This window comes from Candidatus Eremiobacteraceae bacterium, from assembly GCA_035710745.1.
Classification (GTDB): Bacteria; Vulcanimicrobiota; Vulcanimicrobiia; order Eremiobacterales; family Eremiobacteraceae; genus JANWLL01.
Genome location: DASTCX010000006.1, coordinates 1 through 26,703, shown reverse-complemented (window position 1 = coordinate 26,703; position 26,703 = coordinate 1). Strand labels below are relative to the sequence as shown.

The 26,703-nt window shown below is 60.3% G+C and carries 24 protein-coding genes and 1 tRNA gene; 16 read left to right on the top strand and 9 right to left on the bottom strand.

The window, feature by feature from the left end; translation table 11 throughout:
* Positions 1-14 precede the first annotated feature (14 nt).
* Positions 15-434 (bottom strand): peptide-methionine (R)-S-oxide reductase MsrB, encoded by a 420-nt coding sequence (gene msrB / locus VFO25_02745; protein ID HET9341821.1) that lies wholly within the window; start codon positions 432-434, stop codon positions 15-17.
* A gap of 58 nt (positions 435-492) precedes the next feature.
* Positions 493-568, bottom strand: a tRNA-Phe gene (locus VFO25_02740).
* A 164-nt stretch (positions 569-732) separates the two neighbouring features.
* On the opposite strand from VFO25_02740, the gene VFO25_02735 reads away from it, so the two are divergent.
* A complete protein-coding gene (locus tag VFO25_02735; GenBank protein ID HET9341820.1) occupies positions 733-2,202 on the top strand; it encodes an APC family permease in 1,470 nt (489 codons plus the stop codon).
* 22 nt (positions 2,203-2,224) lie between these two features.
* Here VFO25_02735 and VFO25_02730 read toward each other — a convergent pair whose 3' ends face one another.
* Positions 2,225-3,802 carry an S-layer homology domain-containing protein gene (locus VFO25_02730; GenBank protein ID HET9341819.1) on the bottom strand — a complete coding sequence of 526 codons (1,578 nt, stop codon included), beginning with the start codon at positions 3,800-3,802 and terminating at the stop codon, positions 2,225-2,227.
* Between the two features lie 357 nt (positions 3,803-4,159).
* Here VFO25_02730 and VFO25_02725 point away from each other — a divergent pair, with 357 nt between their 5' ends.
* The 4 genes from VFO25_02725 to cysA all read left to right on the top strand — a co-directional run bounded on the left by VFO25_02725 (position 4,160) and on the right by cysA (position 7,730).
* The gene (locus VFO25_02725) at positions 4,160-5,149 is read left to right on the top strand and encodes a sulfate ABC transporter substrate-binding protein (protein HET9341818.1); all 990 of its coding nucleotides are present in this window, start codon (positions 4,160-4,162) and stop codon (positions 5,147-5,149) included.
* 64 nt (positions 5,150-5,213) lie between these two features.
* A complete protein-coding gene (gene cysT, locus VFO25_02720; protein HET9341817.1) occupies positions 5,214-5,975 on the top strand; it encodes a sulfate ABC transporter permease subunit CysT in 762 nt (253 codons plus the stop codon).
* The gene (locus VFO25_02715; protein HET9341816.1) at positions 5,965-6,756 is read left to right on the top strand and encodes a sulfate ABC transporter permease subunit; all 792 of its coding nucleotides are present in this window, start codon (positions 5,965-5,967) and stop codon (positions 6,754-6,756) included. Before cysT ends, VFO25_02715 begins: the two co-directional genes overlap by 11 nt.
* The gene (cysA, locus tag VFO25_02710; protein HET9341815.1) at positions 6,756-7,730 is read left to right on the top strand and encodes a sulfate ABC transporter ATP-binding protein; all 975 of its coding nucleotides are present in this window, start codon (positions 6,756-6,758) and stop codon (positions 7,728-7,730) included. Before VFO25_02715 ends, cysA begins: the two co-directional genes overlap by 1 nt.
* A 608-nt stretch (positions 7,731-8,338) precedes the next feature.
* Here cysA and VFO25_02705 read toward each other — a convergent pair.
* Both VFO25_02705 and VFO25_02700 read right to left on the bottom strand, forming a co-directional pair.
* Positions 8,339-8,623 carry a putative quinol monooxygenase gene (locus tag VFO25_02705; GenBank protein ID HET9341814.1) on the bottom strand — a complete coding sequence of 95 codons (285 nt, stop codon included), beginning with the start codon at positions 8,621-8,623 and terminating at the stop codon, positions 8,339-8,341.
* 43 nt (positions 8,624-8,666) lie between these two features.
* Positions 8,667-11,444: an AAA family ATPase gene (locus VFO25_02700; GenBank protein ID HET9341813.1), complete on the bottom strand. Its 2,778-nt coding sequence runs from the start codon at positions 11,442-11,444 to the stop codon at positions 8,667-8,669.
* Between the two features lie 139 nt (positions 11,445-11,583).
* Between VFO25_02700 and VFO25_02695 the strand changes: the two genes are divergently transcribed.
* The 6 genes from VFO25_02695 (at position 11,584) to VFO25_02670 (ending at position 16,720) form a co-directional block, all read left to right on the top strand.
* Positions 11,584-12,075 carry a RidA family protein gene (locus tag VFO25_02695; protein HET9341812.1) on the top strand — a complete coding sequence of 164 codons (492 nt, stop codon included), beginning with the start codon at positions 11,584-11,586 and terminating at the stop codon, positions 12,073-12,075.
* Between the two features lie 109 nt (positions 12,076-12,184).
* Positions 12,185-12,961, top strand: a complete 777-nt coding sequence (locus VFO25_02690) for an alpha/beta hydrolase (protein HET9341811.1) — start codon at positions 12,185-12,187, stop codon at positions 12,959-12,961.
* Positions 12,962-12,994: 33 nt separating this feature from the next.
* The gene (locus VFO25_02685) at positions 12,995-13,735 is read left to right on the top strand and encodes an alpha/beta hydrolase (GenBank protein HET9341810.1); all 741 of its coding nucleotides are present in this window, start codon (positions 12,995-12,997) and stop codon (positions 13,733-13,735) included.
* A 40-nt stretch (positions 13,736-13,775) separates the two neighbouring features.
* Complete coding sequence (locus tag VFO25_02680) at positions 13,776-14,819, top strand: HoxN/HupN/NixA family nickel/cobalt transporter (GenBank protein HET9341809.1); 1,044 nt, start codon at positions 13,776-13,778, stop codon at positions 14,817-14,819.
* A 338-nt stretch (positions 14,820-15,157) separates the two neighbouring features.
* Entirely contained in the window at positions 15,158-16,129 is a 972-nt protein-coding gene (locus VFO25_02675; protein HET9341808.1) for a DUF4331 family protein, read from the top strand.
* 45 nt (positions 16,130-16,174) lie between these two features.
* Positions 16,175-16,720 (top strand): YceI family protein, encoded by a 546-nt coding sequence (locus VFO25_02670; protein HET9341807.1) that lies wholly within the window; start codon positions 16,175-16,177, stop codon positions 16,718-16,720.
* A 209-nt stretch (positions 16,721-16,929) separates the two neighbouring features.
* Here the strand turns inward: VFO25_02670 and VFO25_02665 are convergent, their stop codons facing one another.
* The gene (locus VFO25_02665) at positions 16,930-17,199 is read right to left on the bottom strand and encodes a hypothetical protein (protein HET9341806.1); all 270 of its coding nucleotides are present in this window, start codon (positions 17,197-17,199) and stop codon (positions 16,930-16,932) included.
* Between the two features lie 15 nt (positions 17,200-17,214).
* On the opposite strand from VFO25_02665, the gene VFO25_02660 reads away from it, so the two are divergent.
* From VFO25_02660 to VFO25_02650, 3 genes are all read left to right on the top strand, one after another.
* Positions 17,215-18,384, top strand: coding sequence for an FAD-dependent oxidoreductase (locus VFO25_02660; GenBank protein HET9341805.1), 1,170 nt, complete (start codon positions 17,215-17,217; stop codon positions 18,382-18,384).
* 325 nt (positions 18,385-18,709) lie between these two features.
* Positions 18,710-19,177, top strand: coding sequence for a heme-binding protein (locus VFO25_02655; GenBank protein ID HET9341804.1), 468 nt, complete (start codon positions 18,710-18,712; stop codon positions 19,175-19,177).
* A gap of 68 nt (positions 19,178-19,245) precedes the next feature.
* The gene (locus tag VFO25_02650) at positions 19,246-20,109 is read left to right on the top strand and encodes an enoyl-CoA hydratase/isomerase family protein (protein ID HET9341803.1); all 864 of its coding nucleotides are present in this window, start codon (positions 19,246-19,248) and stop codon (positions 20,107-20,109) included.
* Positions 20,110-20,395: 286 nt separating this feature from the next.
* Here VFO25_02650 and VFO25_02645 read toward each other — a convergent pair whose 3' ends face one another.
* Together VFO25_02645 and VFO25_02640 are read right to left on the bottom strand one after the other, a co-directional pair.
* Positions 20,396-21,379 (bottom strand): hypothetical protein, encoded by a 984-nt coding sequence (locus VFO25_02645; GenBank protein HET9341802.1) that lies wholly within the window; start codon positions 21,377-21,379, stop codon positions 20,396-20,398.
* 192 nt (positions 21,380-21,571) lie between these two features.
* Positions 21,572-22,249, bottom strand: a complete 678-nt coding sequence (locus tag VFO25_02640) for a hypothetical protein (protein ID HET9341801.1) — start codon at positions 22,247-22,249, stop codon at positions 21,572-21,574.
* A gap of 1,053 nt (positions 22,250-23,302) precedes the next feature.
* Between VFO25_02640 and VFO25_02635 the strand changes: the two genes are divergently transcribed.
* Both VFO25_02635 and VFO25_02630 read left to right on the top strand, forming a co-directional pair.
* Positions 23,303-23,893, top strand: a complete 591-nt coding sequence (locus tag VFO25_02635; protein HET9341800.1) for a site-specific integrase — start codon at positions 23,303-23,305, stop codon at positions 23,891-23,893.
* Positions 23,894-24,507: 614 nt separating this feature from the next.
* A complete protein-coding gene (locus VFO25_02630; protein HET9341799.1) occupies positions 24,508-25,428 on the top strand; it encodes a hypothetical protein in 921 nt (306 codons plus the stop codon).
* A 57-nt stretch (positions 25,429-25,485) separates the two neighbouring features.
* Here the strand turns inward: VFO25_02630 and VFO25_02625 are convergent, their stop codons facing one another.
* A complete protein-coding gene (locus tag VFO25_02625) occupies positions 25,486-26,466 on the bottom strand; it encodes a hypothetical protein (protein HET9341798.1) in 981 nt (326 codons plus the stop codon).
* Between the last annotated feature and the right edge of the window lie 237 nt (positions 26,467-26,703).

Below are 26,703 nucleotides of genomic sequence, written 5' to 3'. Positions count from 1 at the left end.
ACGAACTCCTTCGGTCAGTCGCCCTTCTTGAAATCGAGAGCAAGCGAGTTCATGCAGTAACGTTGTCCTGTCGGCTGCGGACCATCGTCGAAGACGTGGCCGAGATGCGAACCGCATGAGCCGCAGCGGACTTCGATGCGATGCCTGCCGAGACTGTCGTCGTCGAGCAGGACGACGGCTTTGTCATCGATGGCATCGTAGAAGCTCGGCCAGCCCGATCCCGAATCGTATTTCGTATCGGACTTGAAAAGTTCGCGGCCGCACGCTCCGCACGTGTACGTCCCCGCTTCTTTGTTGTGTAGCAGAGCGCCCGTGAAGGCCGGTTCCGTGCCGGCTTCACGCAATACGTGGTAGCGTTCCGGCGACAGTTCTTTGCGCCACTGCTCATCGGTCTTTTCAGAAGTTTTTTCGGAGGTCTTCGGATCAACTGACATCGACTTATCGTCCTCGAGGAAGCGAGCGGGGACGCTCTTGGCGCGTCCCCTTCGTGAGTGGTGCCGAGAGCCAGAATTGAACTGGCGACACCGCACTTTTCAGGCGCGTGCTCTACCAACTGAGCTATCTCGGCGGCGTCCGACGGATTCGTCGGAGGCGGCATCCCGCCCTGCGCATAACGGATGCGCCGTGGGCAGCGCTGCCGACGACGTCGCCGGTTCTGAAGGCGCTCGACTTCGCGCCTTAGGTTACAAGCAAGAACTGTCGAGAGTGTTATCGCTCTTCGACAATTTTTCCGTGGCCTTTTCATACTTGAGCCCGATGGTCGGCATCTACTCGCTGTACACGCTGGGGCTCGCCACCGGCGGCCCGCGCTATGTCTGGACGATTCCCGTCGTCGTCGGGTGCATGACGCTCGTCGCGCTCGTCTTCGGCGAGCTGTCGAGCGAGTATCCATTGTCGGGGGCGCTCTATCAATACGGCAAGTACACCGTCGGCCCGCGCTACGGCTGGTTCATCGGCTGGACGTACGGATTCGCACTGCTCGCGACCGTCGCGTCGGTCGACTCGGGCGTCGTCGGTTACGTCGCATCGCTTGCGAACACGTGGTTCCACACGCATCTCGATCCGACGGACCACTTGACGATCTTCGTCATCACCGGCAGCTTCATCGTCCTGTCCGCGATATTGAACTCCGTCGGCGCCAAGATCATGGCGCACGTCGCGCGCTTCGGCGTGTACGTCGAGTCGATCGGCACGTTCGGCGTCTTTCTCGCGCTCGCCGTCCATGGCTTCACGCAGCGCATCGGCTTCGTGTTCACGACGCAAAGCGTCGAGTATGCGAAGAGCAATCCGCTCGGCGTTGACTTCGGCGGTGCCTGGTGGACCGGTGCCGCGCTCGTCGCGGTGCTCGCCAACGTCTACATCTTCTACGGCTTCGAATCGGCCGGCGACATCTCCGAGGAGACGGTCGGTGCGCAGCGGCAAGTGCCGAAGGCGATGCGCAACGCGCTCCTCTACGGAGGGATCGCATCCTTCGTACTCGTGCTCGGGCTCTTGCTAGCGACGCCGGCCTCTGGAATCGCGGCGGTCGTCACCGGCGGCGTCAACACGATTCTTTCGGTCTTGCCTCCATGGTTGCAAGACTTCTTCCTCATCATGGTCATCGTCGCGTTCTTCAGTTGCGGCACCGCGGTCCAGGGCGCGGGCGCCCGAGTCGCTTACGCGCTCGCGCGCGACGGCGGCCTGCCGTTCGGTGACGCTATCAAACGGATCTCGGAAAAGCACCACACGCCCGTGAACGCGATCCTCGTCGGCACGATAATCCCGTTTCTCTTCCTGCTGCTCGTGCTCGTGAACCCGAGCAAGCCGGTCCACATCCTGTGGTTCGACTACCCGGCGAACGTCAACGCGCTCTACGCGCTCGTCTCGTTCGCGACATCCGGCATCTACTTAGCGTTCTTCCTCACCGTCCTCGGCGCGTTCATCGCGCGCTGCCGCGGCTGGAAACCGGGCGGCGCCTTCACGCTCGGCACGTGGGGCATGCCCGTTACGATCGGCGGCGGCGTCTACCTGCTGCTCATGCTGTTGAACATCGTGTGGCCGAGCTCGCTGAGCAGCGGCCGCGCCGTGTTCAACTACGGCTGGGTGACGCTGCTCGTCATGACGATCATCGTCGGCATCGGAGCGCTGTACGAGGCGATCGCGCGGCCCGACCGGGCCGAACGAAATAGGCCGAGCTTCGCTCGGCCTACTACGTCTCCATAAGAGCTACGTCGTCGGTACGTCGCTAGAAGGTCACCTGCGTGTTGAGGAAGAGCGCGCGATTGTCGTTGACGCTCATGTAGGAACCGTTCGGGATCGAACTGCTCGGCACCAGTGGCTCCGGAACGTTGAGCCCCCAGTTGAGATACTCGATGCCGACTCGGAGGTTGGAGTTGACGAAGTGGTTGACGCCCGCGTAGACCATGTGGCGGTCGTTCGCTTGCGCGGTGTAGTAGCCGGTGTAGAACGGCGTGCCGTTGAGTCCGGTGTTGTTGTTCACGACCGAGTTGTATCCGGTGCCGACGTAGCCGACCTCGAGATAGTTGTGGTCGGCGACCGGCGTCGTGCTGCCTAACGTGTATTGAGCCCAGACCGCGCGGTTGTCTTCCCACGCCTGCTTCGTCGTCGGATTGTTGCCGAGTCGCTCGAGCCCTTCCACGCTCAACGCCTGCGACGGGCTCACCGTGTAGACCACGCAGACCGATCCGGCCGCAAGCGGCTGATTGAACGACTCGAAGTTCTGTTTTACCGTCGACCAGATCTTCTGCGGAAGCGCTTGTAGGTCGATGAGGCTTGCTCCGAGCAGCAGGTGTGAGCTGACTTGCGCCTCGAGATGCGAGTTGACGGCGAACTGCGTGTGCGGCACCGCGCCCGTCGATGCGAGCCCCGAAGGCACGTAGGCGAACGGCGAGTTGCTGCCCAGATCCGGGCCGCCTTGTTCGCCGAAGCCGACGAAGCCGCTCATCCTGCCGGTGAATCCGATAAGCGCGCCGTTGTAGTAGTCGTTCTCGAAGGCGAGACCCTGATTCTCGGCCATCCGATACTTCCCGCCGATGACGTACACGGGCGATTTGAGGAACTGATATCGGACGAACATGTAGTTGACGCGAAGCAAGCCCTGGTCGTTGTACGTGGTGATGCTCGGGTTCAGGTTGTCCAAGCCGTTCACGTTTGCCTGACCGAAGTAGTTCTTGTTCTCCAGCCGGATCCCGTAGCTCGTCTGCTTGTCGAGGTTTCCGCTGAGGCTCAGACGCATGACCTGGATCCCGGTTCCCCGTGCGTTCGTGCCCGTGACGTACGTGGACACGCCGTCCGTGATCGCCGTGCTCGCCTTGATCGGCTTGCCGCCCGGCTCGAACGCATCGACCGTCTCCGTGTACGAGCCCGGTGCCCGCAGGTAATAGTACAGATGGATCTGCGCGCGGTCGAGCGTCGATGCGAGACTCGAGGTCGTCGTTTCCAGCGCGGCCTCGCGCGCCTTGAGATCTTTTATGTCGGCCCCATACTCTTGGAGCAGTAGGCGCGCGTCCGCTGCGTCTCGCGGGCTGACGCCCGCAGCACCCCCAGGCGCTTGAAGGTCGTTCTCGATCTGGGTCGTCACCCGATCGACCAATATGGCCATCTCGTAGCGCGTGATCGGGCGCTTGCCGTCGAAGTACCCGCTCGGATAACCCTTGAGGTAGCCTTCTTCGTAAAGGCGCATGACTGCTTGATATGCCGGATCGCTCGGCGGCACGTCGCTAAACGGGTTGTCATCGGCGAAAGCCGGCATGGCGCAGAGCGTGATAGCGGCGACCACCGAGGCCAGCGATCTGATCGCCATTGAATTCAATGCAAGCACGACGCGGTTCTCTCCATATCTGAGGCGATCCGAGGATCGCACGTGTTGTATTGTCTATCAATTCAGTAGACTTTAATAGAATGAAGGATTTCCAGCCTGCGGTCAATGGGCTAGCGGCCCAATCCATTGGGACCAGCTAGGGGGGCTGATGCCCCTCGGATCGGCTTAAGAATGGAGCCAAAACGACGCTCCCGTCCCGTGAAAAGCGCGCAGACGGGCTCCGCGGCGCGCCTAGGCGAGCAAATGAGGACTACCGGGGAAAGTTTGAGGCCTGTCGCCTACCATACTAATTTGATAGGGTATACCTAATAGTCCATCCACAAGCCCTGGGAGCAGACGATGATCAACCGCAGCTCGTTCTTGGCAGCCGCCGCCGCCCTCGTCCTCACGTGCGCCGGAGCGGCAGGGACCGAAACGGCGCCGCATCTCACGCTCGTCGCCTATTCGACCCCCCGCGAAGCATATGGCGGCATAATCCCGGCGTTCGCGCGAACGGCCGCGGGCCAAGGCGTGACGTTCGATCAATCCTACGGCGCTTCGGGCGACCAGAGCCGAGCGGTGGAAGCGGGTCTTCCGGCCGACATCGTCGCGTTCTCCCTCGAGCCGGACGTCACGCGCCTCGTCAAGGATGGGCTCGTCTCGCCGAACTGGTCGAAAAATGCGTACCACGGCATCGTCACCGACTCGGTCGTCGTGATCGTCGTGCGCGCCGGGAACCCGAAGGGCATCCACGGCTGGAGCGACCTGACGAAGCCCGGCGTTGAGGTGATCACGCCGAACCCGTTCACCTCGGGCGGAGCTCGCTGGAACGTCATGGCGGCGTACGGGGCGCAGATCACGCAGGGCAAGTCGCAGCAACAGGCGATCGCGTATCTCGGCGACCTCTTCGCGCACGTCGCGGTCCAGGACAAGAGCGCCCGTGAGTCGATGCAGACTTTCGTCGGCGGCAAGGGCGACGCGATGCTCGCGTACGAGAACGAGGCGATACAAGCCAAACGCGCGGGCAACGCGATCGACTACATCGTCCCCGACGACACGATCCTCATCGAGAATCCGGTGGCGACCGTCAAGGGCAGCCGGAACGCGCTCGCCGCCCAGGCCTTCGTCGACTTCCTCTACTCGCCGACCGCACAGAACATCTTCGGCGGGTTCGGCTATCGCCCGGTCGTCGAGTCGATCGCGAAGACGTTCAATTTCCCGAAAGTCGCGCATCTTTCCAGGATCTCCGACTTCGGCGGCTGGGATGCCGTCCAGACCCAGTTCTTCGATCCGCATACCGGCATCGTCGCGCAGATCGAAGCGAAGATCGGCGTTTCGGTTGGTCACTAGCATCGCGGCGGGGGTGGTCCGCCCTCAACGCCGCTCACGCGCAAAACCGGTGGTCGGCTTGCCGATGGCGCCGGGCATCGCGACCATATTCCTGACCGCCGTCGTGATGATCCCGCTCGCCGCTGTCGTCTGGCGTGCGGCAACCGGAGGCGTCGGTGGATTCGTCGAGGCGGTCACGAGCCCCGAGGCGCTTGCGGCCTTGCGCCTCACGCTCGTCGCATCGGTCGGCGTGTGCGTCGTCAACGCGATCTTCGGCACGATCGTCGCTTGGGTGCTCGTTCGCGACGACTTTTTCGGCAAGCCCATCGTCAACGCGATCATCGACCTGCCTTTCGCGCTTCCGACGATCGTCGCCGGGCTGACGCTGCTGGCTTTGTACGGCCCGCGCAGTCCGCTCGGCGTGCATCTCGCCTACACGCAGCTCGGCGTCGGCTTGGCGCTGCTGTTCGTCACGCTGCCATTCGTCGTGCGCTCGGTCCAGCCGGTGCTCATGGAACTCGACAAAGAAACGGAGGAGGCCGCCGCCTCGCTCGGCGCGTCGCGGCTCACGATATTCTACAGGATCGTCTTGCCGGCGCTCGTCCCGTCGCTGCTCTCGGGGATGTCGCTCGCATTCGCGCGATCCATGGGCGAGTTCGGTTCGGTCGTTCTCATGACCGGCAACATCCCGTTCAAGACGGAAGTCGCGTCGGTCTATATCTTCGGACAGATCGAGAGCGGCGACGTCTCGGGCGCGGCGGCTCTCTCCGTCGTGCTACTCGCGCTCGCCGTCATCGTGATCGCCGTCGTGGCCGGCCTACGCAAGAAGGTGGGCCATGGCGGCTAAGATCGCGCTCCGGTCGACCGCGCTTGGTTATCTCGCGTTGCTCCTCGTGTTGCCGCTCGCCGTCGTTTTCTTCAACACGTTCAGTTCCGGCCTACCGGCCGTGTGGGCCGCACTCACAGCCCCGGACGCTCTTCACGCGCTCTGGCTCACGATCGCGATCGTCGCCATCGTCGTGCCGGCCAACACCGCGTTTGGCATCATCTGCGCGATCGCTCTCGTCCGCAGCGAATTCGCAGGCAAACGGGTGCTCGACGCGCTCATCGATTTGCCGTTCGCCGTGTCGCCTGTCGTCGTCGGCCTCGCGCTCTTCATCTTATACGGCCGCGACAGCGCATTCGGCGCTTGGTTGATGAGCCACGGCATTCACGTCCTTTTCTCGTTCCCCGGCTTGGTGCTCGCCACGATCTTCGTGTCGGTTCCGTTCGTCGTCCGCGAGGTCGCGCCGACGCTCGTCGAGATAGGCACCGACCAAGAACAGGCGGCCGCGGTGCTCGGCGCCGATCCGTGGCAGACCTTTTTCAAGGTCACGCTGCCGGCCATCCGTTGGGGCGTCGTCTACGGCGTCGTCCTCACGACCGCACGATCGCTCGGCGAATTCGGCGCCGTGAGCGTCGTCTCAGGACACCTTGCAGGCCTGACGCAGCCGCTGACGCTGTACGTCGAGGACCGCTATCAGGCGTTCGATCCCGTGGGAAGCTACACGGCGGCCGTGGTGCTGGCACTGCTCGCGTTTGCGACGCTCGCGGTGATGCACTGGGTCGCAGGCAAGGAGAAACGATAATGGCGATCCGCACTCGTGGTCTGACGAAGCGATACGGAAGCTTCCTCGCGCTCGACGGCGTCGATCTCGACGTGCCGCGCGGCTCGCTCACTGCACTGCTTGGCCCGTCCGGCAGCGGCAAGTCGACGCTTCTGCGCCTGATCGCCGGGTTGGAGCAGCCCGATAGCGGGCGCATCTGGATTCTCGGCGACGATGCGGGCACGATGTCGCCCCAAGAACGCGGTGTCGGATTCGTCTTCCAGCACTATGCCGCTTTCAAGCACATGTCAGTGCGCGACAACGTCGCGTTCGGCCTGACGGTGCGGCGGCGCGGCAAGTCGTTCATCCGCGGGCGGGTGGACGAACTGTTGAGCCTCGTGCAGCTCGAGGGCTTCGCCGATCGCTATCCGTCGCAGCTCTCCGGCGGCCAGCGCCAACGGATGGCGCTTGCGCGTGCGCTCGCGGTCGAACCTCAGATGCTGCTGCTCGACGAGCCCTTCGGCGCGCTCGACGCCAACGTACGCAAAGATCTGCGGACGTGGTTACGACGCTTGCACGATGACGTGCACGTCACCACGATCTTCGTCACGCACGATCAGGAAGAAGCGATGGAAGTCGCCGATTTCATCGCCGTCATGAATCGAGGCCGGATCGAGCAAGTCGGCAGTCCGCGCGAGGTTTACGAGTCGCCCGTGAGCGAGTTCGTCATGAAGTTCATCGGCCCGGTCAATCAGGTCGGCGACACGTTCATCCGGCCGCATGACATCGACATCCGCACGGAGGCGACCGCCGATAGTGTCGAGGCGATGATCGATCGCATCACGCACATCGGGTTCGAAGTGCGCGTCCATCTGTCGCTCGCCGACGGCCGGGCGCTCTGGGCGCAGGTCACGCGCGATGAAGCCGAACAACTCGAACTCGGCCGCGAACAGATCGTGCACGTCCGCCCGAGCCGCACGAGAGCGTTTCCGCCGGCCCTCGAGGCAGCCGGTTAGCGCCTGCCTTTTGTCGAGTCGCCTGACATCGAAAACCCGCGGCGCTCTTTAGCGATGCGGGTTTTGCAGTCATTCGCCCTAGTCGCGTGCGTTTCACGTCCCGAGATCAGCCTCATTGTTCAGTCGTGTGACTGATGACGAGACTATGAGCGCGCGCCTACCATTGTTGGTGAAGCGCGTTGCGCGAAACGATTCACGAAGCCCGAGCGCTTCGGGCTGTTGCACTAGGAAGGTCTGAGCATGTTTGGAGAGGCACAGGTGACCCCACTGGATGACCGGCGTGAGTTTCTAGTAAATCTACGCCGTCGGATCGATCCTGCCGCAAAGATGCTTGGTGGCTACGAACGTCTGAAATCACGTAGGGGCCGCCCAGTTACACAGGAAGAGCTTGCCGAGGCAATCGGTGTCAGTCGCGGGTGGTATGCGAGGCTCGAAAGCCGAAAGCTCGCGCAACCCTCGGTCTCCATGTTGCATCGCGTAGCAGAGGTGCTGATGGTCACGCCAAACGAACGCGCTGTACTTTTTTGCCTCGCAATCCCGGCACTTCAGAGCGTCACGCTGCTTTGTTCATCGTGTGGGCGTTTAGCGAGCTAGAACGGACCACGCGTTCATAGGGGAACGACCGCCACGAAGTCGCGCCTTTGAGCAAGCGGTCGAATACCGTTCACGACGAGACGGATAAAATGATCGGACGCAAAGTGAGCATCGCGAGCCGCCTTATCGCGATACCCTTCCCATAACGCGAACACGTTCGGGTCTTCTTGACCGCGACCCACCTCGAATGAAATGACGCCCTCTTCCTTTCGCGATTTGTCGCGAAGCTCTCCTAAGATCGATGCGGCTTTGTCTGCATCTTCGGCAGCAAAGGTGTAGTGAATGGAGTTGACGAGCATGATGACATGGTAGCACTAACCGGGTGAGGAAGTCTGCACACTCTTAGGTAGCATCGGCGTTCTGGGCCCCACCGTCGGCAAGGACATCCCGCAGCTGGAACCTGGTCGTGATGTTGAGCTTCGGAAATATCCGATAAAGATGGGAGCCCACGGTTCTATGCGAGAGGAACAGCTTCTGGCCGATTTCGCGGTTCGACAAACCTGTCGCCGCCATCAAAGCGATCTGTAACTCCTGGGGGGTCAAGCGATCTCGCAATTCTGGCGTTCGCCCCTCGACCGAAATACCGGTTGACCGAAGTTCTTTTCGCGCGCGTTCGCTCCACGGAAACGCGTCATACATGTCAAACGCTTCCATCGCAGCTCGTAGCGGTGACCGGGCGTCCTTTAGGCGCCGCGCACGTCGCAGCCAAGCGCCATAAGCTAGACGAATGCGTGCCAGGGTGAAGGGGGAGCGAATAACCCCCTCCGACAACGCGCCCTCGAATAGCCGCTCGCGATCCGGATCATCGTCTGCGACGAGGATAGCACGTGCGTATTGTAAAGCCTGGTGGAGTTGCGATGATGGAGTGCGCCGTGCGACATCTTCAACGTCCGCTAGGATAACATTCGCTTCGTCTCGATGCCCGCTCTGAATGGCGGCTTCAACCAAGTCACCGATGAAAAAATATTGCCTCATGGGGTGATACGCGCTGTCCGAGCGGTCAAACATCCGATGAAGGTGCGAGTATGCATCGGCATATCGCTGAGCGGTCAGCGCATTTACGCCTCTAACCATTTGTATTTCCGCGACAACTGTGCCGATGCGCAACGAGGCGCGCTCCGCCTCGTCAGCCAACGCTTCCGCGCTATCGTGTTCACCACGTAGCGCAGCCAACATCGCCACAGCTGCTTGGGCAAGCGCGACATAAATCGTTTGGTCCGTTTCCGTGGCCAATCGCAACCCTTCTTCGGCATTCGCAATGGAGGCATTCCGATTTCCTAAGTAAATGGCGCTCCACGCGCGCAAGACCAATACGTGGGTCAACAGTGCCAGTCTACCGTCACTCCGAAAGCCCGACGCGGCAATCGTAAAAAAGCGCTCCACCAAGTCAAACTCTCCGACTTGCGTGGCGGCCATTCCTAACAAATATGCCGCGCGAGGATTACCATCAGCATTCTTAGCTAGCCGCTTCAGAGAAGCGACGACAGACGCGCCACGGTCGATCGGGGCGGTCATGGCAAGGATCAGAAGAAACCTCGAGTCTTCTTGCGATGATATTCGCGCGCGTTCGACGGCCGCGATGACCTTGTTGCACACCTGTTCGTCCGGCTCGGCCCACCAACCATATGTTGCGGGACCTGAAAGTAGATCCAACGCAAGATCGACGTCATCACTCCTTTTGATGTTATCTGCAATCTCGCTCAAAGCTTGAGAGCCCGAGATGCTTCGACTCAATGCCTCGCCGTACCACATCAACCTGAAGCGATCTCGGGGCGGTACTTTCAAGGTTGCAGCTCGCTGAAGGAGCCGGACGACAACGTCTCGCCAGCCGATGTCAAATGCGAGTTCCACGCCTTTTAGCAAACAACGCGCTCGTCGAGCCGGGTCCGCGCTCAGCTCGGTCGCACGATCGAGTGCCTGAACTGCGACCGGCACGTCGCCGCGCTGCTGAGCCCGAATTGCAGCCGCTTCAAGCTCTTCAGCCACCGTGTCGTCCGGCCCAACAGTCGCCGCAGCCCGATGCCAGGCTCGCCGGTCGGCATCGTTCCGCAATACTGTCGCCAACGCCGAGTGCGCGGCGACTCGTTCCGCGAGACTCGCGGCGTTATGAACGGCGGAGCGCATAAGCGGATGTTTGAAGCGAACATCCATACTGTCAACAGTAAGCAGCCCAGCGCGTGTAGCCGGCGTTAGTACCTCGAGCGGAAGTTCCTCACCGCTAAGGAGCGTTGCGACGCTCATTATCTCAGCTAGGTTCGACTGTTCATCAAGCGCAGCAGCAAGCAACAAATGGCGGGTGGAAAGCGGTAACTCGGAGATGCGCGACGCGAACGCGTCCTCTAACCGTGTTGTTAGGGGCAGAGGTTCTGGCAATAACCCGCCGTAGGAATCGGACGTGATGGCTTTTGGCAACTCAACGAGCGCTAGCGGGTTTCCAGCCGCCTCCCGAAGTACTTTGTCGCGGAGAAGCGCCGGAAGCTCAGAGTAGTGCGCGTGCAACAATGCGCTAGCAGCTAAATCGTCGAGTGCATCGAGACGTAACTTCGGAATAATTCGATCTAACGGTGTCCCGTCAGGGTCCCGATTTCCAACCAGCATGAAGATCGGCTCGGATTCCAATCGTCGCGCGATAAATGCGAGGACGGCCGTACTCGATTGGTCCAACCATTGCACGTCATCGACAAGCAACAGTAGTGGGCGTTCCGATGCGGCTTCCGCTAGAAGGTCGAGCGCTCCTAAAGCAACGACAAAGTGATCGGCTGAGGAACGTTCAACCAGTCCAAAAGCGGCGCGAAGCGCGTTTTGCTGTGCTTTTGGCAGGCGCTCCATTTTGTCGAGCAGCGGGCGCACGAGCTCGTAGAGACCGGCAAACGGAAGATTCGTCTCCGTTTGGACGCCGGCAATACTGAGAACCAAAAAGCGCTTCTTGGACGCAAGCATCTTTGCTGCAGCGAGAACAGCGGTCTTACCAACGCCAGGATCTCCGTGGAAAAGCAAAGCGGACCCGTGTTCGCCGATGCTGTCGAGACGTTGCTCGAGAATGCGCAGCTCGGCGTCGCGCCCAAACAACAGTTCCGACGCGCGAGACGTGGCTTGCTTCGTCACTGCATCGTTATCCATGACAAACGTCCGCCAATCCGCTTAGTCCATTTTCTTACGCCGCACGATGCGCCTGCACACTTCTTGTGAACAGACACGTCGGCGGGCAGCTGTTATCGTTGCTTTGTATGAGCATCTTGAATCGTGATCGGAGAGGGATATGCCCTTTGAGAAAACATCCAAAGGAGCCGGCGATGCCGAAACACGCATTACTGAGATTGGCATCGAGCTCCCGTCGCCGCCTACGCCATTCGGCGCATACGCCGAGGCGGTTCGGTCTGGCAATTTGTTGTTCTTGAGCGGCACGTTACCAGTTCTCAACGGCCGGCCGCAATATCACGGCCGCCTCGGTACCGACCTTAACGCAGAGCAGGCTTGGTCCGCGACGCGCCTGGCTGCGCTAAATGCATTGGCTATTGCGAGAGAACATCTCGGCTCTCTGAACCATGTCTCTCGCATCGTACGTCTCGGCGTTATGCTGGCGACAGGCGACGACTCGTTGGACCTGCCAAAAGTCGCCGATGCGGCTTCGGAACTATTCCTAGAGATTTTTGGCCCGGATAAGACTTCTGTTCGGGTGGTGTATGGTGTCGCAAGTCTACCGCTCGGATTGCCGGTTGAGCTCGAGGTGACTTTTGAAATAGTCACATGAACGCGCATATCGCATTGTCTACTTTTGGTGGCGAGACAAAAATCGCAAACCTTGCTACATTGAAGCGTCTCGTATTTTGCGTAGATCACTGCAGAGAAGGAATCCGGCTATGAATCGTTTGTTGGGAGCCTTGTTCAGCGCCTTACTACTCGCAATCGCTCTCGGGCAGCCCTGTGCGGCATCCGACGGTCCGCGAGGCATCAAGAATATCGTTATCGTGCACGGGGCTTTCGCGGACGGATCCAGTTGGGCTAAAGTCGTCCCGTTGCTCCAGGCTGAGGGGCTCAACGTGACCGTGGTGCAGAATCCGCTGTCCTCGCTCGCCGATGATGTCGCCGCGACAAGACGAGCGATTGCGGCGCAAAATGGGCCAGTTTTGCTCGTCGGTCATTCGTGGGGCGGGGCAGTGATTTCCGAGGCCGGTGTGGATCCGAAGGTCGCTGGTTTGGTGTTCGTGGCGGCTGGCGCGCCTGATGTTGGCCAATCGTTCGCCGACCTGTTAGTCGGCTATCCCACGTCGCCTGGTCTCGCGGCGGTGAAAGAGGACGCGAGCCATTTCCTCTCGTTACCGCGCACGGTACTCGCTGAGGATTTTGCGCAAGATCTTCCGCGCGCCGAAACCGACGTGATGGCTGCTACGCAGGGGCCGATCGCTGCAGCGTGCTTTTCAACAAAGCTGCACAACGCCGCCTGGAAGACGAAGCCGTCTTGGTATATCGTCGCCCAAAACGACCGTATGATAGACCCAGCTATCGAACGAGCACTGGCACGGAAGATCCATGCAACGACGATCGAAGTCGAAAGCAGCCACGTTCCGATGCTGTCTCAGCCCGAACGTGTAGCCCGAGTCATAATCGAGGCTGCGGACACCGCTGGTTCGCACTAGTGCGTCGGCAGCGACTGTTAGGAGATACGCTCAATGAACCACAACAGGAAACCAACCGTCGTAATCGTACACGGGGCTTTTGCTGACGCGTCCAGTTGGAACGACGTTATCGAGCGTTTGCTGACACAAGGCTTTGACGTCATCGCTCCGCCTAATCCGTTACGCGGCGTGAGTTTTGACTCCGAATACCTTGCGAGCTTTCTCGATCAGATCGATGGCCCCGTCCTCCTTGTCGCCCATTCATACGGCGGAGCCGTCGCGAGCAACGCTGCATCTACGGTGTCCAACGTTGTCGGCCTGGTGTATGTGGCAGCCCTGATTCCAGAGGAAGGCGAACGTCTCACTGACGTGCAGTCGAAGGACAGCATACTAAATTCTTTGCTTATTGAACGTCAGTATCCGACGGGTTCGGACGGAGGGACGGCGCCGGAGTACTCGATCGACCCGGTGCACTTCCGCAGGGCCTATGCCGCTGACGTGCCCGAGGCGCATGCAAAGCTCATGGCAGCTACGCAGCGGCCCATTGCGGGAGCCGCATTCGCTGACACCTCCGGGCCGGTAGCCTGGAAAACGGTACCATCTTGGGCCATAGTTGCCACTGACGACGTGGGCGCTGGCACTGACATCATCCGGTCAATGGCAAAGCGGGCTGGTGCGAAGATCACAGAGTTGCCGGGCTCACACGCTATCATGATCTCACAGTCAAAGGCCGTGACCGACGTGATAGCGGAGGCGGCTAGGTCAATCTCCGGGTCTGCGTTCAATCCTGCATAAGACGTCGCCAGAGGTAGCCGCTGCGAACGCCGTCGCCGATGTGAGCAGCTTCGCCAGCGTCTTTAAGCCTGCGCTCGGGAAAATCGTCTCGACGTACGCCTTCTTGCTCGTGTTCAACGCCGGGGCGTGGTTGGCGGCGTTTGCGGTGTTTGGCTCGCATCCGCCGCTGCTCGGAACGGCGCTCCTCGCCTACACGTTCGGGTTACGCCACGCTGTGGACGCCGACCACATCGCTGCTATCGACAGCGTGACGCGTAGACTGATGCACGACGGCGCTAAGCCCGTCAAGGCCGGGTTGTTCTTCTCACTTGGCCACTCGACCATCGTCGTCTTACTGACTGTCGCGATCGCGCTCTCGGCAGACGCCGTACGGAGCCACATTCCGCTTCTGCGCTTCGATGATGGCGTCGTTGGCCCGGCGATCTCGGCCCTTTTCCTACTCACGATCGCCGTCATCAACGTCGGCGTACTTATCGACGTATTGCGCGCGCATTGGCGCGCGCGCAGCGGACAAGCATACGACAACGGAAACGCGCTGAGTCAGTCGGTGGCGCAAGGCGGCATTCTCGGCCGCCTATTCCGTCCTGTCCTTGCGATGGTAGACAAGAGTTGGAAGATGTATCCGATCGGTGTACTCTTCGGCTTGGGGTTTGATACGGCGACCGAAGTTGGATTGCTGGGGATCGCGGCGATCGAAGCCGGTAACGCGCTCCCCGTCGCGGCTATTCTGATCTTTCCGTTGCTCTTTGCGGCTGGCATGTCGCTGCTCGACACGACCGATGGCATTCTCATGCTCGGCGCCTATGGGTGGGCTTTCGTACGGCCCGATCGCAAGCTGTCGTATAACATGATCGTCACGGTTGTTTCCATTTTTGGGGCGCTCTTCGTGGGCGGTGTTGAGGCGCTGGACCTGCTCGAGAACCGCCTAAAACTTGGCGGGGGCCTTTGGCCAGCGATCGCCTCGGTGAACGGGAACTTGGGAGCGCTCGGCTGTGCGATCGTCGGTCTTTTCGCCGTGAGTTGGCTAACCTCGGTCCTGGTCCATCGGGCCCGAGCGTTGGTGGTGCGTACTTTTTCTTCGTAGACAGACCAATGCCGGTCGAATACATTGATTTTCGGGAGGAGCACTATGAAACGGAACTTCTTTATCGGGTCTATGGCAAGCATTGTCGCTTTCTTCCCCTTACTGGCTAGAGCCGAAGATCTGACGAGCGGCGGATCCGGTGCAAACAACGTCGTCGAGCCGGGCTGGTCGAAGCCTTCGTGGTCTTGCGAAAGCGCCGTCGTATGGCTCGACATCCCAAGCGGCGTCTATTTTCACAAGGGTGAGCGCCAATACGGTCGCACGTCGCGCGGCGCCTACACGTGCGAAAAGCACGCCGCTCAAAACGGCAATCGAGCAAGCTAAGAGAGGGTGATCGTATGTCTCATCATTTCCCGGGACCCGACTTCGCGTTTCCCCATTCGGATGCGCGCCTGAACTTCACAGATCTGTTTGCGTTTCCGAAGCGCGGTGATGATCGTAAATCGATACTGATATTGAACTCGCACCCGTCCATCGGCGTGAATCCAAAAGGTCCTACAACCACCGTGCCGTACGCGACCGACGCGTTGTACGAGGTGATGATCGACACGGACGGTGACAACGTTGTGAATGTCGCCTATAGCACGCGCTTCACGGCCTCGCATGGGGGTCAACTGACCGCCACGTTACGGCGTATCGACAGCACTAAGTCCGATCGTAATGGCGACGACGGCATAATCGTGCTCAAGGACGCGCCGGTTTCGACGGGACGCGACGCAAAGATAACCAGCGTCGGCGAATTGCGGTTTTTCGCAGGTTGGCGTAGCGACCCGTTTTTCTTCGATGCATTGGGCGCGCTGAACGGTTTGAAGTTCACCGGTCAAGATTTCTTCGGCGACAAAAATGTCTGTTCGATCGTGCTCGAAGTTCCCAACTCTAAACTGGGTTCGAAGCTCCGCCTGTGGGGCCGAACGGTCGATGGTGCGTCCGGAAGGTGGGTGCAGGCAGATCGCGGCGCGCGGGCCTCGCAAGAGCCGTTCCTCGCGGCGGACGATAAAATTGCTTACATAACAGGAGAGCCAGCGAATGACGCGCGGTTTATCCCCGTCTTCGCGCATGGGCTCGAACATGCAGGTGGATACACGCCGGAGGAAGCGACGCGCACCGCGGGCACCATGCTGCCTGACGTGCAGCACTTTCAGCCCGGACAAAGAGCTTCGTACCCGGTCAACGGCCGTGCGCTCACCGACGACGCCGTTGCGCATTTCCTTTCGCTGCTAACGAATGGGAAGGTGACGGGGGATGGACTCAAACCCCATACTGACTTGCTAGCCGAGTTCCCGTACGTAGGCCCGCCTCATAGTTCGTAACCGTGCGGCGCTCTCACGCCGCACGTCACAGCGCAAGGAGTAACCATGACCAGCCAGCTTTCCGAAACGACCTCCTACGCGATCGACTCGGCCCACTCAACGGCCGCATTCGTCGTCCGTCATCTGATGATCGCGAAAGTACGAGGGCTCTTCGCGGGCGTATCGGGGACCATCGATTTCGAGCCCAATAGCGACGTCCCGAGCTTCGTCCAGGCCACGATCGATGCGACATGCATCGACACGCGAGAGGCTCAGCGCGATGCGCACCTTAGATCCGCTGACTTCTTAGAGGTCGAGAGGTACCCGACGATAGAGTTTGTAAGCACGCGCATCCGAGGATCGGCGGAGACCTTCACGATCGATGGGAACCTGACGATCCACGGCATGACCCGCGCCGTCGAACTCAAAGCTGCGCTCGAAGGCCGTGGCCCCGACATGCAGGGAAAGCAGCGCGTTGGCTATAGCGCGTCGACCACGATCAACCGCAAAGACTTCGGGTTGACCTGGAACGCAGCGCTCGAGACTGGAGGCGTCGTGGTAGGCGACGGCGTTCGGATCGAACTCGACGTGCAGGGCACCCTGCGCTCCTAACCGCATTGATCGATGCCAACGAGCTGCGAAAGGTCCCGCTTTTCGCAGACATAACCCCGGCCTTGAGGGCATTGATCGCTTCGCGTTCCGCGGAGATCCGAGTAGCGGCCGGGGAATGGGTCACGCGAGAAGGCGATGCCCCGTATCTGTGGGTCGTGCTCTCAGGGGAAGTAGAGCGCGTGCGGCTCCTCAGCGGCCGAGAGGCCCAGTCAACGACGTTTGACCCGACGGAATTCTTTGGGGAGTTCGCCGTCATACTCGGCACCGAGTCGTTCATCTCGGCTCGCGCGCTGCGCCCATCGCGGTTGATGCGGGTCGATCCGGCGGATCTTCATTTCCTCATCACAGAGTCCAAAGAAGCAGCCGCTTTCCTGGCGCAGACGCTGATTCGTCGAGTTACGCTTCTCCGCGATTCGTACCGAACGTACGGCGCGCAGCAGGCCGTCGTGATCGGCACTGACCTCGATGCGGCTTCGCACGCGATACGTGATTTTTTGTCACGGAACCAGGTGCCGTTCGGGTGGCTCGACCTCAACGATCCCGTGGACGCGGGGTTCATCTCGAAGCTCGCCGTCGACACGTCGTCGCTCCCGATCGTGCGCCTCGCCGATGGGCGAACCCTCGTAGCGCCGGACCTTCAGGCGCTTGCCGAAGCACTAGCGCTTCCGACTGTTCCGCAATTCGGCGCATACGACGTGCTAATCGTTGGAGGCGGACCCGCCGGGCTTGCGGCGGCGGTCTACGGAGGCTCCGAGGGTCTTGCGACGATACTGATAGAGCAAAACGCGCCCGGTGGACAAGCCGGCACTTCGGCCCGTATCGAAAACTATCTCGGCTTTGTGAGCGGAATCTCCGGCGGCGAACTAGCGCACCGCGCGCTGCAGCAAGCCAAACGGCTCGGCGCCGAAGTACTCGTCACGCGGAGCGTCCGTGAACTCCGCGCGAACGGATCCGAATTTTCGGCGCTGTTGGACGATGGGACAGTCGTGCGCGCGCGCAGTGTCGTGCTGACAACTGGCGTGGCTTGGCGGAAGCTCGCGACGCCTGGTCTCGACGCGTGTGTTGGGCGCGGCGTCTTTTACGGAGCATCGCGCGGCGAGGCCTATACCGTTCGCGGAAAGGACATCTTTCTCGTCGGTGGCGGAAATTCGGCGGGTCAAGCTGCGATCTTCTTCTCGCGTTACGCCCGAAACGTGACAATTTTGGTTCGCGCCGGCGAGCTGGAGCGAACGATGTCTCAATACTTGATCGAGCAGATTCGTGCGATCGCGAACATCACCGTGGAAACCCATACGACACTCGAAGCGGTCAAAGGTGACGGACGTTTGGAACGGATCGTCACTCGTTCGACCGACGTAGGTACGGAAAAGGACCGCGCAGCTCACGCCGTGTTCATTTTCATCGGCGCCGACGCCGAGACCGCGTGGCTTCCTGAGGAACTAGAACGAGATCATCACGGATACATCCGCACTGGTCGCGACATCGAGGACTGGCGTCTCACTAGAAAGCCGTATCCGCTCGAAACCAGCATCCCCGGGATTTTCGCTGCAGGTGACGTTCGCAGTTCGTCCGTCAAGCGAGTCGCGTCGTCGGTCGGAGAAGGTAGCATTGTGATCTCGTATGTCTATGAATACTTAGAGTCGCCGTCCTTGCAGCAGGTGTAGAGAGGCCGGGGGTCGCGCCCGTATCAGGCCGGAACTCGCGACGCCGTGACCTGATAGTCCTCGGGCGGAAATTTCGACGACGGAACTGGGCTTTCTAACGTATCTGAATACTAATGGTGTGCCGACTCAGAGTGTGCAGACTTTCTCATTGGGCGCTGTTACCATAACCTTGTGAGCTTCGCGCAAGTAGAAATCACCTTCGTGCTTGACGCTTTGTCAGTGCGGCGCTAATTAGCGCTATACCCCAGCGTTCGCCCATCACGGTGAGGCGGGACCTACAGCCGGTCAAGCGATCATTACTCGGTCATTGAATAGAGGACAAGAAATGTCAAGCCAGACAGCGGAAACGAATCCCCTCGATTTCGTTCCGGAAGAAGTACCCTTCGACACTCCGTATGGACCCCCGATATCTTTGGACCGAGCGCAAGCAGTTATTCTCGCGGCGACTGCAGAGGCGAAGAAAAGGAATTGGAAGATGAACATCGCCGTGGTGGATTCTGGCGGCCACCTTGTAGCGTTTCAACGAATGGACGACGCGATGCTTGCCTCTATTCAGATCGCGGAACACAAGGCTCGAGCATCCGCGACGTTCCGGCGCGAAACCAAGATCTTTGAGGATGCCGTTCAGGTCATGCATCTCAACTACATCCTTGCATTCGAGGGAATCATCGCGTCACGAGGCGGCATCCCACTACTCGAAAAGGAGGCGATCATCGGGGCAATCGGTGTTTCGGGTGGCACGGATTCGCAAGACGAGATCGTCGCCAAAGCCGGAGCGACGGTAATCAACTAGGGGTCGGCAGCGAGTAGCCGATCCAACCAGAGACCGACACTGATACGCATATATAAAGGAGAACACCCATGACTTCGACGCCGCAGATTCGCGTGACTCGTCGATCGCCCGCATACTGGCGCGTTACGATCGACAACCCACCGATCAACGTCATGGGCCCGCAGATGGTTCGCGAGTTCCAGAGCCTCATGGACGGCCTGGAGGCCGACAACGATGTCAGAGTCGTTGTCTTCGATAGCGCCGTTGATGGCTATTTCCTGAATCACTCCGATTTCACGGCCAGGCTTGAGGATCTTACCTCGATGCCGGCGGGTCCGACGGGTTTGCCTCCTTGGCCGGACTTTCTCGTGCGTCTCACACACTTACCGGTCGCGTCGATCGCGCTTATCCGCGGCCGCGCGACTGGCAACGGCAGCGAGATCGCTCTGTCTTGCGACATGAGTTTTGCGAGCCGGGAAAAGGCCGTGCTCTCGCAATGGGAGGTGGGTGTGGGATTGGTCGCAGGTGGCGGTCCCATGGCTCGACTCCCCCGGCTCATGGGCCGAAACCGCGCGCTGGAGTTGCTCCTGAGTTCGGACGATATCAGGGCCGATCAGGCGGAGGCTTACGGCTACGTCAATCGAGCTTTACCTGATGCTGACCTTGACGCGTTTGTAGAGACGCTTGCGACTCGGATATCCGGATTCGATAAGTGGGCGATAGCGAACACGAAGCGTCTCGTAAACACGAGCCTTGCTCCGGACATCGAGCTCAGCGCCGGGTGGGATGCGTGCATGGCTTCGATACAACGACCCGCCGCCCAGACTTCGATAAAAGCTTTGATGGCGCAGGGGTTCCACAAGCCGGGTGATGCCGAAGATCGGCTCGGCTATTATGTCGGGCGAATCGCATCGTTTGCTGACCCTCCCCGCGATGGTGTATCCGGCCGTTGAGGTCAGGCATTCGGGTCTCTGCACGAAGCGGGTAAGAAAACCCGCAATCCGATACGGCTTGCGGGTTTGAACTGGCGACGCTGAAGGGGCTCGAACCCTCGACCTCCTGCGTGACAGTTAGTTCAGGCTAAAATCCGAAGCGCGCGATATTCGCCGGCCAATTCGCGCTATCGCACGGGTGGCGCGGGGTTGCGGCAATGTTGTCGACGCGCTAGCGACCGCGCGGAGCCGACGACGACCGCGCAAATCCGCGCCGTATCGGCATACAATTGGTATACTGAGCGGGCTACAGATGCCATACGGCTTCGCCCTCATCGCGCAGGCGACGACCTTCCCTAAGCAGGTATGCGATAAGGGGCGCCTCCACACAACCAACCTGGAGCTCAGCTGCGTAGCGTGTGAAGAAATCGGTGCGCACGGCAGCTCGTCGCTCCGGCAGCATAGCTCTCCGCGCGGCGTCTCGGCAAATCTTTCGGATCATCCGACGTCCTGCGAACTCCGATATCGCGTCGATTCGTCTGCCGTGCTCGGCCATGAATGCGTCGGTATCACTCGTGGCGAGCGGGCGGTCCCAGTCGATCGCGACCGGTGCGGGTACGGAGAGCCTAGGATGGGTTGGGCCGATCAAAGGCTGCGTGTATCGCAGGGGCTGGTCAGTCGTGATCGGCAGCCGAACCACGAAAGCATCGACGCCAAAAAGAAGCATGGAAACATATGTAAGACTGTCGCCCGGGTAGCTCGTCAACTCGTGCCGCGGCGGCCATGATTCTGGAAACAGAGCGTCGTCGTATGCCCAAGTTCTGACGAACTCACCGCCGGCTAGCTCCTTTCCCAAAACGCTTGGCAAAAGAGCCAACGCTTCGCCCTGTTCAACATCACCGACGAAACCCGCGATGAAATGTAGAGCAGACTTAAGAACGCCGCGCTCAACGCCGTGGGCCACTGTAACCGAGAAATTTACTACCGGGGCCTTCTCTACGACCGCGATGATCCGCTGGTTCGGATCGGTCGCCAGCGCTCCACGCTTCCGCAAGGTCTCGAGCAAGAGCAGGTCGCCAAAAGCCCTCGTGATCCGTCCGGATGCATCACGAGCTTTGACCTCAAGTTTTTGGGGCTCCAATTTGCCTTCGGCGGTCACGGTTAGCGTTTCGCCCTCGTCAGTAGTCGCCTTGAAGCAGACGCCGATCGTGCCGTCTTGTCGCTTGACCGCGAGAGCGTTTACATACGGCTTGTACTCCTCGACCATCGGCTCGTCGGCAAGTCGTGCCACCTCTCCGTTGTGATCTCCGCAGAGAATCGGCGCCCAAAGACGACCTCCAAGGGCTCTGGCGAGCGCGTGTTCCTTTGAGTCCGCAGGCTGGTCACAATAGAGGCAGTCCGGTGGGTATCGCCGTCGACCCTCAATGTCTGATGCGGTTGTATTGATCAAATGGCACCATTATCATCATAGTAGCGCTTGGCGTTAGTCAATCTCTTCGAGGTGTTTGCGAATGTCTTCCAGGTCCGACTCCGGACACTCGTCGCCGAGAGACTGTCGAGCTTTGGCGACGGCGTCAACGGCCTTCCATTGGATAACCCAAACCCCGAGGTGATCGGCGAGCTGCGCGCCCTTTCCCGAACGCGTCGCCAGATCGGCCGCGCTCTTTCTTGCATCTCGACCAGCCGCAGCGGCAGCATCGACGAGTTGCGTCTGGCCAGGTGAGAGATCCGCCTGAGACACCGCCACCGTTACGCTCTCCTCCAGTCTCTCAAGGCTCGATTCCCAGCCAGAGAAATCGTACTCCGAAGCGCCACCACCCCCCTGACCTCTGCCGCGCTTCATTACGTAATCGTAGACTTCGCGCAATGCGACGATAAGATGCATGCGCGCGCCGGTAATCTCTCGCTCGGCGTCAGCCCCCAACTCGCGAACCCGAAGGAACTCACGATATCCAGGCCAGGGGGGAAGAACTTCGCCAGTCCACTTGTTATAGTGAACGATCTCCCACTCTCGCCGGTGCGACCTCGCCAGCTCGGGTTTGACCATTAGGACGATGGCCACAGGGAGTATGAGAGCGAGCGACCCAACGGCCAAGAACAGACCGCACATGTCAATGACCACTGGCGCAGCCACGAAAAAGGCGACTGGAATGGTTGACAAGTAACCCGCTCGCTTATAAATTGCGGCGATCGATGTGCACCGATCTAGCTCCGCGTCCCTCGCCGCCGTGCGAGCATAGTCCAGAGAGCGTTCGATCTCGTCGCGATGGGGATCGGGAGCGCCCAACCTATCAAACGACACGGCTCGCACGTGCAGCAGCGCACCCGCCGAAGCAGCGGCGATTGCGCCGGCGACTGATGCAGCGACGCATGGGCTCACCTGCTACCCAGTGCTCCGTTTCTCTCGTTGACCTAGTGGACGGGGCGCCGGTCGCTAGCTCTTGCGCCGGGCCGCGGCGCCGTGACGTTGAAGCGTTCCACCAAGGTCGGCGCGTGCAAGCAGCTCGCGTAAAGCGACTTCTACGAGGGCGGAAAAGCTGATACGACGACTCTGCTTTCGCAAGTCGAACAAAGCCGCGTCCGCCTGAAGCATTAGATCCGAGGGAAGGCTGACCGCTCGCCTCTCCACCACCGTCGCCGCCTTAACCCGCTCTGGGCGACGCGCCTGTTTTGGCATTGCTCAAACGTACCTCGGTCTGCTTCTGCTCCCGCCGGTGGGACAGGTCCTCTTTGGTCAAGTATGCTAATAATACTTGACCAGCAAAACGAGAGCAGATATGCTTATAAGCGCGTGACCGATAGCACGACGTAACGTGCGCTGAAGGCGAGGCGTGAAGGCTATGGAGACAGTGCTAGAGTCCGGCGCGGCGCTGGCGGTTCCAGATCAGCAGCTCTTCGATCGTGCTCGCGAGTACACCGCGGCCGCACGTGCGCACAGCACCCGGCGGATCTACCGGACCTTCTGGTTGCAGTTCGAGGCTTGGGCAATCGACCGAGGCCGCGCATACCTGCCGGCGGACCCGGAGACCGTCGCACTGTATCTGGCCGATCTCGCCGAGAGCACAAGACCGCGACGATCCGGCTCAAAATGTCGGCTATCGCGGCCGCACACAAAGCCGCCGGGCTCCTGTCGCCTCTGGTATCGCCCGTCGTGGCTGGCGTGTGGGCCGGCATTCGCCGAGAAAAGGGTTGCGCGCCCCGCCAGAAAGCCGCGATGATGACCGACGACCTCCGCGCCATGCTCGCACACCTCCCGGGAGGGAAGCGCGGCGTCCGCGATCGCGCGCTCGTGCTCTTGGGGTTTGCTGGCGGTTTCCGACGTTCCGAGATCGTCGCGCTGAACTTTGAAGACGTCGACTTCACGCCCGACGGCGCAATCGTAACGCTTCGCCGATCGAAGACGGATCAAGAGGGGGAGGGGCGCACGGTCGGCATTCCGTTCGGGTCGAACCCACGCACGTGCCCCGTCCGCGCGCTTCGCGAGCTCGCTGATCGGCTCGGATCGATCGCTGGCGAGCCGCTCTTCCCAGAGATCACGCGTCACGGCAAAGTGACCGGGCGTCGCGCGAGCGGACAGGCCGTCGCGCGCTGCGTTCAAAGACTCGCCAAGGCTGCCGGCCTCGATCCGACTCGGTACGGTGGGCATTCGCTGCGGAGTGGGCTCGCTACGCAGAGCGCCGCGAACGGCGCCTCGCTGTCGGCGATCGCGTCGCAGACTGGGCATCACAGCCTCGAGATGGTCCAGCGCTACATCAGACCGTCTACACTGTTCGACGACAACCCGGCTACCCGACTTGGTCTCTAGGCTGGCGTCTCACGGTGCGCCGGTCGTTCTAACAGGAGTTTGAGAATGTCAAAAGTTGTTCAGCTGCGCGAGCCCGACCCTTTTGAGACAATCAGCCGGCGTTGCGAGATAATCAAGCGTCTTGCACTTTCTTTGAGCAATCAAGTCGATCAAGACCAGTCTGCTTTTCTCGAGCCTCTTCAGCCCGATCGTGAACTTGATCGCTCAGAGCTGCCACAAGGGTGGGGGGATCTGATCCCTTTCCGGCCGCGAGGGCGCAAAGCGCCTTGAACCGCTACGCCTCTGCCTGATACAATGGCTGACGGAGACCCTGTCTCGGCAGGCAAGGGGGCGACGATCGATAGGTCGTCGCCTACTCTTTGCAGGGTGACTAAAATTCAGCAATAGATCGCTGGTCCAGCAAGGGCAGTATCTTCCACGTAGAGACTTCCGGCCTAGACATCGCTGCGGGATAGCTCGCGACCCCACCGAAAGTGAGGGTCACCGGAGGTGTTGCGATGCGCCAGTTGCGACCGTTGGTGCTGTCGGTTGTTCTCGCATTGGTCGGGGCGTGCGCGTCACACCCCGTTGTGTCATCGATTCCCACAACGTCTGCCACCTCACTAGAGCCGTCCGTGATCGCATTCGGCAAGTCGGCCTCGCCTGACGCCTCTGCTACGCCGACATGGACGTTACACGGCCCGGCGTTCGTCACAAAAATGGTTGACGGCCACGATGGAAATGTTTGGTACATGGATACGTACGAGCACGCATATGGCCGCATAACGCCGAGCAACTTCAATGTCCTCACGTCGCCCTACCCCGATCCGACACAGATCGGCACGGCTATCGCTCCTAACCCGGATGGCAATATCTACATCGCGACGTCGAATGGGTCGACGTGTCACATTTACAAGGTCCATCCAGACCTGACCGTCGTCGATCTCATTGCGCCCTACGCTTGCACGTACGGTGCGGATACGATGGTTTCTGGTTACGATCAGCGGCTGTGGCTAGACGATGGATCCGCGACTATCACGCGCATCACGACGGTGGGTGTCATTTCGACGCTCACAATGCCTGAGCAGGTTGACGGAATCATGCGCGGCAACACGACGGGACGCGCGATGTTCATCGTAGGTTACTACTCGGGGACGCTCTACCGCATCGCGCCAGACGATAGCATCACGTCGGTAGTTGTCGGCCGCATCGGTCCCCTAGCGACAGCCAGCGACGGATACATCTGGGCGGCTGCTGGAACAATTCTGAACCCGGATTTGGTACGCATTGACGACAACCTGGGCGTTAAAGTCATAGCCCTCGGCCGTCCACGTAACGGGCCTTTCGCAATACTGCCGCACAAAGGCACGCTAATCATGCCCTGCGGGCTCTACCCGGATCAGCAGACGATTTTTCGCTTCAACACCACCAAGGAAGTGAGCCTACACGTGTGGACCGACCCGGCCCAGGAATATTTGGTGGACGCGATTATCGCTCCGGACCACAACCTATGGATGACAGATTCCCGCTACGTCTACGTCGGTACTCTGAATTAGGGGCGACGTTTTCGGTTTGGCTTGCGGGGCCTAAAGAACGGAATATTCCAAGTAGCGCTACTTGATCGTGTAGAGATACATCGTTCCGTTGATCGCCGCCCACAGCCGCTTATCGGGGCCGAGCGCGAGCGGTCCGCTATAGTTCGTCTGCACCGGGAGCGCGATGTTCTTGCTGATGCGGTGCGTCGTCGTGTTGAATCCGTGGAGTTCGATCGGAGTTCCGGCGATCCACCATATGACGTGCGGCGTCGCAACCTGCGGAAAGCCGCGTAGGTTCTTCGCTAGCCGGTAGTTAGATGAGTTTCCGTTTACGTCGACGCTCGTCGCACGACTGGTGACTACGGTCCAGAGAAGTTTGTCAGATCCGAGCGTATAAGGGGTCTCGCTTTCGTCTACCGAAAAGAACGTCTGCGATCCGTCGCGGCGCGAGATTCGGACAATACCCGACACCGACGCCGCAGCCCATAGGTTCTTGTCGGCGCCCTGAACGATGTCTAAAAATCCCTGCCCGACGGTGTCGCTGTAGTTGAACGTGTTTCCACTCGTGTCCATCCGCGTCAGGTAGGTCCCGGTGCTCTGGTTCACGCGGATCATCCACAGTCCGACGCCCGCCGGCGCCATCGACTGAACGAAGTCGTTCGAGAGCGGATAATCGGTCACTTGACCGCCGGTCGTCACCTTCGCGATTCCGGAGATGCCCCCTGAAAGCAGTTCGTAGACGTAGAGATCCCCCTGAAGGCTGACGATGAACTCTTGCGCCACACCACCGACCGCATACGAAGTCTGATTGCCGAGCACGTCGATGCGCGATACGGATCCGTCGGTCATTGTCGCCCACATCGCGCCGTCTGGACCAGCGGTCATGCCCTGGATGTTGCCGGAGTACGTGAACGAGCTCCAGCCTGGCGTCGCAGTCGGCGACGTCAGGACTTGAGCAGCGGGCGTAATAGCGTAGGGGGTGACCGGCGAGCTCGCATGCGAGTTGCACGCGGCGAGTGTCGCCGCGAAAAAGAGAGCTATAAGGACTCGTGATCCCATGGCAGCCTCCAGTCGCGCTTATCGGCCGTTTGCCGAATGTCGGCAGCTGGCCTTCTGACCTACGCGCTTGCGCCGGTAGCGATTGATAGCGCTAACTTGACCTGAGGCGGTGATTTCGGACAGGCGGAAACTGTGAGGTCTCGGGCGTAAGGCCCGCCAAGGAGACTCACGTGAAGAAGAGCCGCTTCACCGAATCGCAGATCGTCTCGATCCTCAAAGAACTCGACGCTGGCGCGA